This window comes from Microcoleus sp. bin38.metabat.b11b12b14.051 (genome assembly GCF_013299165.1).
Lineage (GTDB): Bacteria > Cyanobacteriota > Cyanobacteriia > Cyanobacteriales > Microcoleaceae > Microcoleus.
This window is the reverse complement of sequence record NZ_JAAFKD010000001.1, coordinates 394,010-407,876: the sequence shown is the minus strand read 5'-3', so window position 1 is coordinate 407,876 and position 13,867 is coordinate 394,010. Positions and strand designations below refer to the sequence as shown.

Here is a 13,867-nt window from a genome sequence, read left to right as displayed (position 1 = left end):
ACCAATAACTAATGACAACTGACCAATGACTACGGCATCCCGATCGCAATCAAACCATCTTCGGGCATAGAGGTAGAATAGCGCTCCCCGGAAGATAAAACCGCAACCAGCCTCATTTGCCAGTCGGGCAGAATCTGCAAATCCGCCCAGGGTACTGCTACCTCCAAACATTTATCCAATCCCACTTGGGCGCGGCTGATGCGGGGATGCCACTCATCGCGCTCTCCTGCTTCCTGAAACCAAATCGATTTCGTCAGCAAATTAATCTCTAACTGATGGTGGAATCGATAGTTGAGCGGTGCTTCGTCGGGCAAATCCGACAGCGGAATCAGACTGTTTTGCATCGTGCGATCGGGATAAAACCAGAACAAATTTAACTGCGGCGGGCAATCAATACCCGGGCGCACTCCAGCATTGAAGTCAACACGCAGGTAAAAATTCAAGTGGTCAACCCCGTACCACAGCCGCTGAATTGCCGAACTCCGGTGCATCGTACCCCGGGCTCCCCCAACTTCAATCCGACCGGCTTTGTCCCAATCCTGTTCGTTGCCGATACCGTCGATAATCGGGTGAATAAAGCTCAGCGGCAGGTGGTCGCCTTGAACCTCGTGGGCCTCTACTTGCCGCAGCACCGACGGCGGTACAGGCTCGCCCAGACCTTGATAAATTGCGGCTACGTGTTCGCGGAAGAGCTGGTCAAACATGGCATCTTGGTTTGAGGTGTGGCCTTCGCCAAACCACCAAAACCAGTCAGAACCTTCGGCTGCATACAGGGCTTCCCAAGCTTCGGGATTGCTTTCTTCTGTGGCCTCCGGATGGTTGGCGAGCAGTTGTCTCGCCGGCTCTAACAAGTCCCAAGCGCGATTTTTTGCCGGATCGCCGATCCAAGTTGTCAGGGAACCGTCTACCCAAGAACCTGTGTGCAGTTGGGCGGCGGGTATTGTTTCGGTGGCGGGGAATTGGTCGAGAAATTCCGAGACGGTGACTAATTTGATATCTGGATTGTGGCTGAGGGTTTCATAGAGCGATTCTAAGAACGGTTTGCCGTCTTGGGGATAGAATTCCCAGCAATTTTCGCCGTCTAGGGCGATCGTCACCAACCAGGGATTTTCTAAAGCTGTTTGGCCGCTTGACTGTCGGTGTTTGAGAGTTCTGCCGATCGCCTCTAAGTGTCCCACCAAATCTGACGCTGCTTTTCTCGGTTCCATGGAACTGTAGGTAAACCCAATCAAATCAGACAATCGGTGATCTCGAAATACGATCGCCAAATCGCCATCAGGAGTTTCTAAACGGTAAGGGCGATATAACAATTCTGGTTCGCAGACATTCCCCGCCCCATCCCGGTTGAAAAAGTGTTTAATTGTCCACCCCAATACTGCCTCATCCGAGACAATCCATTTAAAGCCTTGTTTGGCAATATACGGCAAAATTTCCGGGCTGACTGCTTGTTCCGACGGCCACAAACCCCGCGGTTGACACTCAAATCTGTCTTGATACATATCCCAGGCTTTTCTCAAGTGTCTGGGAATATCTTCTGCCCACTGAAACCGATGTTGTGGCAGCGTCATGTTGGGAATAGCTATGCGGCCGCCGTTGGTGTCAGCCAGCAGCGGTAAAATCGGGTGCGTATAGGGAGTTGTGGAGACTTCCAACTGTCCCTCTGCTTGCATTTTACGGTGCTGGGGAATGATTCTGGCGAGGATTTCTTTTTGTTTTGAGTAGATATTTTCTCGGTCTGCCAGATTGAAATTTTGTCCTTGTTTCAGCCAGCCTGCAATCTGGGGATCGTCCCAAAACAGCGGATCGATCCAAGCTAAATTGTGCCACGCCAACAAGTCGGCATAATCCTGCAACTTCCAGTTTGCCAAACACCACTGAATGCCTTTTTCTTGCCGCTGAGTGTAGAGTTGATCGTAGCGGGGATGTGGCTGAATTAGGGTGTGGTAATTGGCGTCAAAAAAGTGCTGTAAAATAAATTCTTGTTCTTGGCTACTTAAGGTTTCCGCTGGCTTTAGTGTTACCGCCAAGTAAGGGTCTAATGCTTTGTCTGCGATGCAATCTTCTATCTGCAAAATCAAGGACGGAACCAGATTTACTGTTTGATGCAGTTTCGGATATTTGGTCAGAATCAGCACTAAATCTAAGTAGTCTTTGACTCCGTGCAAGCGCACCCAAGGCAGTCGGTAGCTATCTGCTTGGGGGTCAAATTTTGGTGACTGCAAGCTCGGCGAGTTTGACCTGGAACTAATGTCTGACCCAGCCGCGGATGCCCGAGATTTATACAAAGGCTGGTGCTGGTGCCAAATAAAGGCGACGTAGAGAGGGTGTGACATTGGTAATTAGTTATGAATGAGGTAGTTAAGTCTTGTGCAACTTTCCAATAAATTCTACTTCGTTCCCCAAATTCATACTGGCTCTATTGTGGACTGTTTTTTGAAAGTTTGAGTAAGAGTGCTAACTTTCAAAAAAACATTAAAAATGGCAGAATTTGCTCTTTCTGGCTTATGGGGTCGTTAAAAAACTGTCAAAAGTATTGATATAGCAATCCTAATTGATTTTCTAGATATGGAAAACCTCGAATGCTTGCCAGAGAAGGAGTATAGCAAGACAAGGTGTCGTTATCTTTTGAGACTCACATCGGATTGCTATAGAGTGCTTTGGCATCTCCCTCGCCTGAAAAGGCAAGGGGATTGCTAAGACCATAATCTTAGTCTTAAAGCTGTGGACAATTCGCCTCTACAGGCTCAAAAACAACTACCAGTACAAGAGGCATGGCAATTATGCTTAATTCGATCTTGTTTTGCTGTGCTTGGGCGGTTGAAACAGCAGCAGAGTAGCTTCCCGTGTCTTTAGCTTGGGGCTTCCGTCTCCTTCTTTGGTGAATTACTCACTACCGGGCTACATTACCTGTTCGACTTCAGAAATTTCAGGGATAGCCTCGCGCAGGCGGCGTTCAATGCCCATTCTCAGGGTCATGGTGGAACTGGGGCAAGAGCCGCAAGCTCCTTGCAGTCTCAGGTGTACTACCGGGCCGTCGATTTCTACGAGTTCGACGTTGCCGCCATCGGAGATCAGGTAGGGGCGCATTTCATCGAGAACTGTTTCGACGTTATCTCTGGTTAGTGCTAGTGTCGTCATATTTTTTTGCCTTTGTGATGATTTTTTGCTGTTTGTTAGGTTCGATCGTATCCTGAGTTGCTGCAAAATACAGCCGTGTTGCACGCACAACTTCGATCGGTAGGGTGCGCGACTTGTCGGGCACCCTACCCTGTAAGGTTAAACTACTGCTGGTTCTAGCAGTTTGACGTTGGAATAGTTAAACTCGGTTGTTGTCAGTTGACCTTTTTCTTTCGATCGCACTACTTGATTGGTCATCACATAGTAGTCGCCTATTTTGTCAAAGGTATCTTCAAATTCGAGTTCTCTGACGATTTCGTTGGTTTGGGGGTTGCGGAAAACGGCATCGTAGTGACTCGCCAAAGAACCTTCGGGTGTCTCTAAGCTTTTGTGCGTGTCAATTACGAATGCCATGCGGCCCATCACACGGCTGACTTGAGAAATGGACAGACCTCGGATTTTATAGTTCGACCCCATTGAGTCGCCTTGGACTAAAATATCCACAGCCTCGGTGCTGTCCTTCTCGCCCAAGGTGAAAGTATTTTTGCCGTGAGATTGTTCAAATGATGAGCGCTTCCGATGGGTAACAATGTCCCGCATTTGGGTGTAAACGCTCTGCTTTACTTCCTCATCTGCAATACCGCTGACTTCTACTGTCATGTCTGGTTTTATGGAAACATGACCCGTATATACTTCGTCGCCTTGTTTGAGTTCAATATCGGCGCTGTAACCGGGAAAGTTGGCATCCCAGGTGTAACGGTGTTCGTAAGCAGCGCGAAATAAATCGCGAGCGTTAGCTGGCTCTGTCATAAATCTCTCTTTCTATTTAACACCCATCTAGTTTAGCTTAACCGCTTCGGGCGCGGAGTTCAGCGCACAGGCGGGTTTCCGAATCTCGCCTGTGGGTTTGGACAGATGGTGCTAGTGGGTTTTTGTTCGATCGCCACAAAAATCTACTGTCATGTATTGGTTGCTACGATCCGATCGTCAAGTGACGAAATGGCTGGAGGTATAGCCTTTGTCAAAAAGGTGAGGTACAGGTTCTGATTTTAGATTTTAGATTTTAGATTTTAGATTGGGGGATTGAGGGATTGAGGGATTGAGGGATTAATACCTCATCTTTCTGAGAACTGCTATATCGATCGCGGTCGATCGTCCTACAGCAGTTTTAGTTATGGGTTATCTTAAAAAAAACTGGTATTGGCTTGTTACCAGAAAGGATTGGTTGAAAGCGAATCAATTGTAGGGAGAAATTAAAATCAGACTGTTCGTTACTCCCATCCTCTTGGTTCCAGGTAGAGGTCGATGTCAACCCTGTGATAGGCGAGCGGGATCTTCTGTGAATCGTCAACTGTCAATCCAACGACTGCGCTTTTGTGGCTATCAACTGTCAACTGTGCCTGGTCAACTGTCAACTGAATGAAGGGTTGCACCTTTAGCAACTATTAGATAAAACTCCCATTAATAAAATGCTAGAATCAGTCTACAAACATTTAGAAAGGTTGCAGGAACAAGTTAGAGACTTGCCGCCCTTCCAACAGGCAATTTTAAAAAAAGCTGTGGAAGAGCTATCAAATAGTTTGCAGGAAATGGCAGCGAGCAGCCAGTTTGAAAGCGCCACCAGCAAAGCAGCCAAGCTGGTTGAACTAGAAAAAACCAATCACCTGTTGGAACGCACTGTGGCGCAGCAAACAACGCAACTCAGAAAGCTACAGGAGCAGTTGGACAAAGAAATCAGCCAGCACCGCCGGGACAATCTAGCATTGACTAAAAGCGAAGCTAAACTGCAAACAGCCCTGCGGAATTCTCCCGATATAATTAGTATTATCGGCTCCGACGGGCGAGTAAAATACCACAGCGCAGCTCTAGAGCGGATTTTGGGTTACAATTCAGAAGAAAGAATTGGCAAGTTTCACGGCGAGTTAATCCATCCAGACGATTTGCTGGCTTGGCGCTATTATTTTGGTAAGCTGCTAGAAAATCCCGGAGTTGGGAAACCGATCGAATATCGCAAACGTCACGCTGACGGTTCTTGGATCTACTTGGAGTCGATCGGTAACAGTTTGCTTCACGATTCTAGCTTGCAGGGAATTCTGATCGATTCGCGCGAAATCGGGGAACGCAAGCAAGCAGAAATCGCAATCCGGGAGTCGGAATCGCACTACAAAGTTATATCGCAAATTACTTCGGATTTTGCCTATTCTTGGCAGGTACTGCCAGACGGTAAGTTCGCCCCAGAGTGGGCTACAGAAGCTTTTGAGCGCTGCACTGGCAGCCTTCCGAAACAATTAAAATCCTCTGGTTGGTGGAGCTTGGAACTCGTTCATCCTGACGACAGGGAAATCTTAATTAAACAATTAGAAGGTTGTACTTTTAGCCGCACGGGAGCCAACGAGTATCGCATTATCGATCGCCAAAACCAAGTGCGCTGGGTGCGGGATTCATGGCAAGCGGTTTGGGACAAAACTGAAGGGCGGGTTGTCCGTTTGTGGGGCGTTTGTCAGGAAATTACCGATCGCCAGCAAGTACAATTGAAGCTGCAACTGGCGAATGAAGTTTCGCAAGCCCAGATCGCATCGGCGCCGCTGGCGGTTAACTGTATCGGCAATGACGGCACCGCTGTGGCGTGGAACCGCGCCGCTGAAGAACTTTTTGGCTGGACTGCCGCTGAGGTGTTGGGGCAACCTTTACAGAATATTCTGGAAGGACAAAAGCAGGATTTTTACGGGGTGCTGAAGTCTGCGTGTAATGGCAAACTGCAAAATGGTTTGGAAGTGTGTTTGTTGAAAAAAGATGGTAGTTCGATCAATGTTTGGATGTGGGCCGCACCCGTGCGAGATCCTGGCGGCGATATCCTCGGCACTATCAACATCTTTTCAGACCTTTCTGAACGCAAGCGGATAGAGGAGGAACGTCAAAAACTAGCCGCACTCAAAAATATGGAAGAACCTTTTTGGGCGCGCTATGTCAGCCCTTCCAAAATCCCCAAGAAAAATAGCGATAAGTAGGGCTATTGAGTACAAGTTAAAAATTAAAAAATCCTTGCACAGCGATGTTTTGCTGGCGAGTTCGTTTCACTTAAAATAAGTGTTGTAGGTTGGCAGTCAGGACTTTAACTGTGTGAGCTTTATGGAAACTTGGATTCGGAACACTCAAACCTATTGAATCGGTGTCTGGCGACGCAAATAATATGAAAAACACACCCGGATGGTACTTGAAGTAATCGGTAGGCCCTACTCTAGTAAACCGTTATGACCTAAAAATAGTTTTTAACCCGCTGCCGAATTTCTAAATGCCATCCATAGATGCAAATGTCGGCTTTTCTAGGCACAAGACTTGTCTGCACGCTAAACAGCCAACTTTTTACAGATGCTGCTTCAATTTTGACTGTTGCTGAGATTCTTCCTGACTTCTCAACTCGGCTAACTCTGCGTGGGCTTGGCAAGCCTCAGTTACCTGAATGCAATCTAAGACATTACCAATTACCTTGGAAAGGTGGAGAGCCGAACGGTGAGCTTCTTGGATAAAACTTCTCTCCTCTACTGGATCGTCGGCCATATCATCTACGGTTAGTTGAAGATAGCCAATGATGTGATTTAAGGGAGTGCGAATCTCGTGGGATGCCGTCATCAAAAATTGCTTTTTGAGCTGAGATATTTCTTGTGATCGCTGGCTGTTTTGCTGGTAGAGGGTGGCCAGGGCGATCGCGCTTCCGACTTGATCGGCAAGTTCTTGTGCGAATTCGATCTGGCATTCAGTCCAAGGTTGATCGGTCTTACCATTCCCCGACACTCCCTTCTCGCACCGATGCAAGCTAATTATACCATTAGGTTGTTGTTGATAAGCCGTAGCCACCACTAGCACCGAGTTTCGTTCAAAAGGATCGTCGGTTTGAAAACCATCTATTACCACCGGTTCGAGGGTGGCTAGAGCTTGAACTATATGAGGTGCTGATCTCAGCGAGATTTCTATTCCCAGCATGGGTAGAAATGGTTCTTGACAGTATTCAGCAGCTACTTTGACTTGGAGGTTAGAACCTTGATAAGGACAAATGATGCAGCGGTTGGCACCTAGTGTTTGTCCCAGACTATTTACGGTTTGCTCCCAAATGGCATCGAGATCCAAACTTCGACGAATCTTTCTACCAATTTGGAGTAACAGTTTTTGCGATTGAGCTGATATTTGCTGATTCATAGCAACCGTTTTCTCTAAAACTGGCAAAATTGTATCACCCCGCCAACACAGCAGGAATTTAGTGAACTTGCCAGCCCCAGATTGTCCTACTCGGGATATACGTAATTACACTTATATTTTGCCACACAATGTTAAAAAATACTTGGCAGACTCATGAACTTTATCATATCTTTATGATTCTCACATAAAATGTGAAGCGTCAATTTTTCTTAATATTTCTTTATATTAGGGTGCTGAATCTGAGTTAGTCCTCTGACTTGGCGTTAAGCTCTCGTGAAGTGCGTGTTGCAGAGATGGATTGGGTGGTGGAAGCCTTCAGGGGGACAGACCGAGGTGAAGTCTTATCCGTACCCATCGGGTTCAACTGATGCGATTTCTGAAGGCGACACGGAATTGACGGGGCGACGGTCTGAGTAGAAAATACCTAAGGGGGGAGCTTGGTAGCGGAAGTTGTAACAAATGATACTAGGAAGCCACAGAAAACACACTATGATAATTGCCAGTTAATTGTGGATAACTTTGTATGCGAGAAACAAAAGTTATGGATACAGCGATCTAGAAATTCTGAGAAAGATGAGGTATTCACCAATTAATTAACAGTTCCTCAATCCGAAGGCGGCTCGGGGAGCCGCAGGGCTAATCTGAAGTCGAACAATGGAAAATCTTAAATCTTAAACCTCAAGTTGTACCTCATGTATGCGATGCAGGCTATATAGCAATGCTCTAGTGGGTGCTACAGAGTGGTAATTGGGGAAAAGGTAAAAAAAATGGCCAGTACCTCACGAAAGTTGAGAACTCCTATAGCTCAATACGGTTCACTGTAGGGTAAGGTTCGAGCGTCACCGTTCTCCCCTCCCCTAAGAACCGGACATGAGAGTTTCCAACTCATCCGGCTCAAGCCTTACTTCAAGCTAGTTGTCTTGGTTTTTATATGTACCTGTTTGTGACACGGTGTGTGTAGGTGCTGAAGATTGCTTATGTCGTCTAAGCCGCCCTGAGCAACAGGTACTATGTGGTGGGTTTCGATTTCCTCGCTATTAAATAGAGACTGTCCGCAGACTGGGCATTTCCAATTTTGATTTTGTGCTACTAGATAGTATTTGCTACCTTTTGCCCAGTAGGATTTGCCCAATTTTTGGTTTCTTTTGTCCCAATATTCTTGTAGCGAGGGGTCATCTGGGCTAGCTGTTCCTGCGACTTTAACATGGCGTTCTATGGGGGTATATGCTATGGGATATAGAGACATGATTATTTCTTTATCATAGCGGTTGCTTACATTACAAGCAAATATCCATTTAACACCATTTATAGTCTTGAAGTAGCTTTTATAAACCCATTTTGAGTTTTTGTTGGGATGTCTACGCTTCGCCCAACGCCAAAGGTATTGCCACACTCTTGATGATATGTAGCCGAAGGTTTCTTTACTAACTTGACCTTTGTAATAATTAGCAAAACCTCGGAGAATCGGATTTAGTTTGGCGATTAGTTCTTCTTGTTTGGCTCCATTCATAACTTTTATTTCTTTGCCAATCCGTCTACAGAAGTCTAAGACTTTTTGTTGAGATGGCTTGACATAAAGCTTACCATTGTAGTGGCGATGGTTAAATCCAAGAAAATCGAAACCTTCTGCCATTGACGTTATACACGTTTTCTCCTCGCTTAGTTCTAGTCCTCTTTCTGATAACCATTGCTGAATCTGGAGTTGGGTTTGTTCGAGACTCCCTTTGTCTCTAGCTGTGACGATAAAGTCGTCAGCATATCGAACCACACCTAATTTCGGGTTGGTGGACTTTAAATGAGTTTCTAGTCCATGCAATCCTATATTGGCTAGCAATGGCGAGATTACGCCCCCTTGTGGTGTGCCTTTCTCTGTGGGATTGTATTTCCCTTCAAAGAAGAATCCAGCTTTTAACCATCCTTGAATTAAGCTTCTTTTAGGGAAGTTGTTAATCATATTGAGGATGGATTCATGAGCAATATTATCGAAGAATCCTCGAAGGTCTGCTTCTAAAACCCATTTGTCATTACTGCCTTGTTGTTTGTGTAATAGTCTATTGACATTTTGCACAATTGCATCTTGACAACTTCTGCCTGGTCTGAATCCATAGGAATTAGGCTCAAACATGGCTTCCCATTCAGGTTCTAGTGAATTCTTTATTATTGCTTGTTCGATTCTGTCGCGCACGGTTGGGATTCCGAGCGGTCGTTTCTTACCATTGGGCTTCGGTATCTCTACCCGTCTGGTTGGTTGAGGGATTTCTCCTTTCCAAGTATTTACCAGGGTCACTCGTTGCGCTGGGGTATTGATTATTTCTTTGTCAATTCCTGCCGTTGCTTTACCTTTGTTGGTCTGAGTGATACGTCGAACAGATAATAATAAGTTTGCGTAGCTTCGTTGCATTAACTTTTGTAGACTCCGTAGAGTCTTGAAGTTACCAAGTTTTCTAGCACGAAAGATTCGTTGTCGTAGATTCTTAACAAGTTTATAGACTTTGTTCCATTTAATATGGCTCCAGTCTTTTAGTTGTTTCCTTAGTCGGTTTGTAGACATTACTGTCTCCATCTAACTTGTCCTCAGATTTAGTTTCTTTAACATTTGTCTTTCGTATAAGACCCAGATGAAGTCTGCTATTCCTTTCGGTCAGAGGCAAATTTGGAACCTCTATCTAACTCATTACAAGCTAGCATTCGCTTGATCATCCATCCTCTACCCTCCAGAGAGTTCTGTCTTTGTTGCCTCGGACTTACTAAGAGTATTCGACCTCTCTTAGACTCTGTAGGGTTTACCTTGTTGTATCGTTTAGTTATCTGTCCTCATTTAGATGCTGTCTATTCTACGACGGGATTTATATTCACACGATTCAATGACAATTAAACATTGAATCTGCCCGTGTACCTTTTGGTTAGAGCCTATCAGCCTGATTTGGCTCCCGGGAGCCATGACGTAGTTTAAAACGACAATTCATTTATATTCATCGTGTGAGAACTCCCTCTTGCCTCTATACCAGATTAGGCTTCCAGTATCGATTACTTTCGTGGTCTGCACTCCGCCGTTTTCATTACTTACTTGGGCGTGACCGAACTCTAAATGGAGTTCTTTACGTGAGGGTAAGGGGTGTGAATCCCTTAGACGAGTAGGCTCCTCGGACTAAACGACCTTTTCAAGTCGCGCTAGGAGATGACAACAGGGAAAACAATAGAAAAATTGACAAGGAGATGGCTTTGATCGCAGATCGCATTCATGTATAGCGTTCATCTCCAAGGATAATTTTAAGTGAACCGTATTGCCCTATAGCTATTTTTTTCCTGATGCGGTATTGTGGCTGGGTTTGTGGTTGTTAGTCATTCCAGATTCCTGATTGCTGCAACGTCCGGATGACCAATTACCAATTACCAATTAGCGCAGTTTATTTTTTAAAGAGTGGTTTTTGATACAGCGGTACAGTAAAAGTAACAGTTGAGCCGAGTCCTTCACCCATGCTGTAAAAATTTACCGTACCGCCCATTGCTTCTACGAGTTTTTGAGAAATAGCCAATCCCAAACCGGTGCCGCCGTATTGCCTGGTACGAGCGCCGTCTACCTGAAAAAATGACTCAAATAATTTGTCTTGCTTGTCGAGAGAAACGCCAATTCCTGTATCGGCGACTCGGATTTTCACGATTCCGGGGAACTCGCGATCGCGAAATGTCACTTTTTTCTCGATCGCCTCGGCACTGATGCGAATGCCCCCTTCTTGGGTAAATTTAATGGCATTGCCGGTCAGGTTCAACATTACCTGCAACAGGCGTTGGTAGTTGCCGTACAAAATAATTTCGTTTTCGGGGGCGGGTTTTTGGATCTGAAATTGCAGTTGCTTTTGCTGCGCTTGAACTTGGGTAAAATTCTCTACTTGCTGCAACAGTTCGCTGAGTTTGACTGGTGCTAAGTCTAACTGCATTTTGCCAGCTTCAATTTTAGCGATATCCAAAATATCGTTAATCACGTTGAACAAGTGTATTGCCGATTTATAAGCTTCTTGGATAAATTGGCGCGCTTCTTCGGGGTCATCGGCCATGCCGTCTACAACCAGTTTCAGGAAGCCGAGGATGCCGTTGAGGGGGGTGCGGAGTTCGTGGGAAGTATTGGCAAGAAATTGACTTTTAAGCTGGGAAAGAGCTACGGCTTCGGCGCGGGCCTCTTCTAGTTCTTGGTAAAGTGTAGCGTGGGCGATCGCGCTGCCGACTTGAGCGACTAACTCGCGGGCGAATTCGAGTTCGACAGGACTCCATGCAGGGGAAGTGCCGCAGCGGTGCAAACAGATCAAGGCATTGGGTTGGTCTTCGTAGGAAGTAGCTGCTACGAGCACGGAATGGCGTTGGAAGAGATCCGTGACGGGGGAGGCGTAATCGACTGCTACGGGTTTTAAGGTGGCTAAGGTTTGAATCCACCCTGGCTGTTCGGCTGCGCGCAGTTCTAATCCGAGCATGGAAGAGTAAGGTTCTTGGCGGTACTCGGCTACTACTTTAAAAGTTTTCGATTGGAGATTTTCGATTTGAGCCGATGACAGGGGAGGCGACGTATCGCTAGCAATTGAGTGTGGAAATTCGGCTGCTGGGGTTGACAAATTTGGCGGGTTTTCTGAGGCCAACGACGGGGAGGATTTGAGGTTTTCGCTGTCTTTTTTGTAGGAACAGATGATGCAGCGGCTGGCGTTCAATACTTGACCCAAACTGTTAACTGTTTGCTGCCAAATTGTGTCTAGGTCGAGGGTTCTGTGCAGGTTGTGAGCGATTTGGGAGATGATTTTGCGATCTATTTCCGAGTACGGAGGGAGCGCTCGACCGATGCGGCTGGCTGGATACAGCATTTGTTGGCGGGCGTCCGACGGGGATGCTAAAGCAGGGTAAGGTATGAATTCAGGGGAATCTGGCGAGTATTCTGGGGGTTTGTCAGACAGCAGCCTTCCCATCACCAAGACTTTGGTGGCTCGGCCGTTTGACTCGATCGCCGGAGTGACTGTCAAATCGAACAGAAAATATTGTCCGGCGCGCCAAAATTGATAGCTGAACCGTTCCGGTACGAGGGTTTCGATCGCTCTACGCAAAATCTCGAGATAAGGCTCAGGGGCGATGGGTTGCAGAGTTTCGCTCAGGGGGCGATCGACAATTTCTACTGCTGTGAGGTTGTACTGCTCGGCTTTTTGCCAGTAAAAAGATAGATATCTACCCTTTGCGTCTTGGGTAAATACTAATTCTGCCCCTAACTCTTGAAAAAAGGCTGTAGAGGCGAGGCTCGATCGCCGCCGAAAATCTGTGTTATGGTCCATCAGAGTTGGGGATAAAAGTAGTTCGGATTTTTGACTATTGAGTTTTTAATGCAAAAACCAATACTCAAAATTGTTTTGGGCTTCGATCGTTAAGTTGTGAGTTATTAATCAACTAAGAAATTACCGATATTTAATCTATCCAATCAAATCCGGTAACTGCGGAACTATACGCTGCTGGCGATGGTTCCGCTCGTAGTGCACCCCGAAAAATCTGATTCCGATACCAACGAAAACTATATTATTTACTCAACTCTACTCATATTTCCCAACTATTTGATGCTGCCCAGATTGGGTTTTTAGTTAGGGATGAACTCTAAATTTATTAATTATTAAATTCACCCTTCAACTCAAAATTCCAAACATTTTTTCTTTACCATTTTGGGGCATTAACCTATCAAAATTATGATTTAGGAATTAGTAGCCTAAACAAACAGATTAACGATCGACTTTGAAGATTATGTCCCTATTTGAGACTGCGAACAACTCGAGTCGGGAGCTGGCGGGCGCATTTTTGCCCCCACCTTAAAGAGTTTCGAGGTTCGGAGATAGCTCAGGGAACTCCGAACAACCTGTGGCTTTCGCCGCCCCACCCGGAACTCGCGCGCCACCCAAGCAGCGACGAAAGCCTCAGTCGTTCCACTCGCCCCGGGGCGGGACTGGCGGGTTGCGGCGCAAACTCATAGCTTGATCGTCTTCGCGGCGATCGCCTCTGAGCCACTGCTTGATGGCTGTTTCAATCACTTTACTGGGGTCATTTGTCAAGTGCTTAATTTGGTCTAGCAGCTCAGAATCTATATGGATAGATAGTTCGACTTTTTCTGAAGAACTGTGAGATGGTATGCTTGACTCGCTCATAGTTAAAAAATCCTAGTTTTAATTCTTAAGTTTCAATTCCTTCTAGGAATTTACGCCTTTTTGTTTTGAAGGAAGTGATTGAGTACCTCTAGTAGAGATGCACAGCGGATGAAAACCTATACTTGTTTACACGCTTACCGTCCCGCTTCCGTCATTTGACCAAATTATGTGTTGCTTGTCAAGCGCTACCAACCAACTCGTCACCAATATTTTTCAGTTTGCTATGGGCCTCTGTAGAGCAACTCGCTCCCAAAAATGGATACAACCGCCCGACAATCGTCACCATCGGCCCCAAATTTTAGACTTCTGCTCGAACTCCCAGATTTATCTGTTGTGCAGTATCTCTACAATCGTTCTCCTCTCTTGGGACTCGACGCTCGCGCTCGCTGAAGTCT

9 protein-coding genes are annotated in these 13,867 nt (G+C 46.1%); 1 reads left to right on the top strand and 8 read right to left on the bottom strand.

Annotated elements, in window-relative coordinates:
- Positions 1 to 29: 29 nt before the first annotated feature.
- From QZW47_RS01785 to QZW47_RS01770, 4 genes are all read right to left on the bottom strand, one after another.
- Positions 30 to 2,333 carry a glycoside hydrolase gene (locus QZW47_RS01785; RefSeq protein ID WP_293122855.1) on the bottom strand — a complete coding sequence of 768 codons (2,304 nt, stop codon included), beginning with the start codon at positions 2,331 to 2,333 and terminating at the stop codon, positions 30 to 32.
- Positions 2,334 to 2,898: 565 nt separating this feature from the next.
- Positions 2,899 to 3,138 carry a NifU family protein gene (locus QZW47_RS01780; RefSeq protein ID WP_193975189.1) on the bottom strand — a complete coding sequence of 80 codons (240 nt, stop codon included), beginning with the start codon at positions 3,136 to 3,138 and terminating at the stop codon, positions 2,899 to 2,901.
- On the bottom strand, positions 3,110 to 3,262 hold the full coding sequence (locus QZW47_RS01775; RefSeq protein ID WP_293122822.1) for a hypothetical protein: 153 nt from the start codon (positions 3,260 to 3,262) through the stop codon (positions 3,110 to 3,112). Before QZW47_RS01775 ends, QZW47_RS01780 begins: the two co-directional genes overlap by 29 nt.
- Positions 3,263 to 3,276: 14 nt before the next feature.
- Positions 3,277 to 3,927, bottom strand: a complete 651-nt coding sequence (locus QZW47_RS01770) for a DUF3386 domain-containing protein (protein ID WP_293122819.1) — start codon at positions 3,925 to 3,927, stop codon at positions 3,277 to 3,279.
- Positions 3,928 to 4,586: 659 nt separating this feature from the next.
- Between QZW47_RS01770 and QZW47_RS01765 the strand changes: the two genes are divergently transcribed.
- The gene (locus QZW47_RS01765) at positions 4,587 to 6,125 is read left to right on the top strand and encodes a PAS domain S-box protein (RefSeq protein WP_293122817.1); all 1,539 of its coding nucleotides are present in this window, start codon (positions 4,587 to 4,589) and stop codon (positions 6,123 to 6,125) included.
- A 355-nt stretch (positions 6,126 to 6,480) separates the two neighbouring features.
- Here QZW47_RS01765 and QZW47_RS01760 read toward each other — a convergent pair whose 3' ends face one another.
- The 4 genes from QZW47_RS01760 to QZW47_RS01745 form a co-directional block, all read right to left on the bottom strand.
- Positions 6,481 to 7,311, bottom strand: coding sequence for a GAF domain-containing protein (locus QZW47_RS01760; protein ID WP_293122814.1), 831 nt, complete (start codon positions 7,309 to 7,311; stop codon positions 6,481 to 6,483).
- Positions 7,312 to 8,212: 901 nt separating this feature from the next.
- A complete protein-coding gene (gene ltrA, locus QZW47_RS01755; RefSeq protein WP_293122811.1) occupies positions 8,213 to 9,862 on the bottom strand; it encodes a group II intron reverse transcriptase/maturase in 1,650 nt (549 codons plus the stop codon).
- Positions 9,863 to 10,718: 856 nt separating this feature from the next.
- Positions 10,719 to 12,617 (bottom strand): GAF domain-containing sensor histidine kinase, encoded by a 1,899-nt coding sequence (locus tag QZW47_RS01750; RefSeq protein ID WP_293122807.1) that lies wholly within the window; start codon positions 12,615 to 12,617, stop codon positions 10,719 to 10,721.
- Between the two features lie 627 nt (positions 12,618 to 13,244).
- Positions 13,245 to 13,472 (bottom strand): type II toxin-antitoxin system CcdA family antitoxin, encoded by a 228-nt coding sequence (locus QZW47_RS01745; protein ID WP_293122805.1) that lies wholly within the window; start codon positions 13,470 to 13,472, stop codon positions 13,245 to 13,247.
- Positions 13,473 to 13,867: the final 395 nt, after the last annotated feature.

What these genes read in the sequence shown, in the direction of transcription:
- QZW47_RS01785 (WP_293122855.1), bottom strand. Translation starts at nt 2,333, where the DNA reads ATGTCACACCCTCTCTACGTCGCCTTTATTTGGCACCAGCACCAGCCT.
- QZW47_RS01780 (WP_193975189.1), bottom strand. Translation starts at nt 3,138, where the DNA reads ATGACGACACTAGCACTAACCAGAGATAACGTCGAAACAGTTCTCGAT.
- QZW47_RS01770 (WP_293122819.1), bottom strand. Translation starts at nt 3,927, where the DNA reads ATGACAGAGCCAGCTAACGCTCGCGATTTATTTCGCGCTGCTTACGAA.
- QZW47_RS01765 (WP_293122817.1), top strand. Translation starts at nt 4,587, where the DNA reads ATGCTAGAATCAGTCTACAAACATTTAGAAAGGTTGCAGGAACAAGTT.
- QZW47_RS01760 (WP_293122814.1), bottom strand. Translation starts at nt 7,311, where the DNA reads ATGAATCAGCAAATATCAGCTCAATCGCAAAAACTGTTACTCCAAATT.
- ltrA (WP_293122811.1), bottom strand. Translation starts at nt 9,862, where the DNA reads ATGTCTACAAACCGACTAAGGAAACAACTAAAAGACTGGAGCCATATT.
- QZW47_RS01750 (WP_293122807.1), bottom strand. Translation starts at nt 12,617, where the DNA reads ATGGACCATAACACAGATTTTCGGCGGCGATCGAGCCTCGCCTCTACA.
- QZW47_RS01745 (WP_293122805.1), bottom strand. Translation starts at nt 13,472, where the DNA reads ATGAGCGAGTCAAGCATACCATCTCACAGTTCTTCAGAAAAAGTCGAA.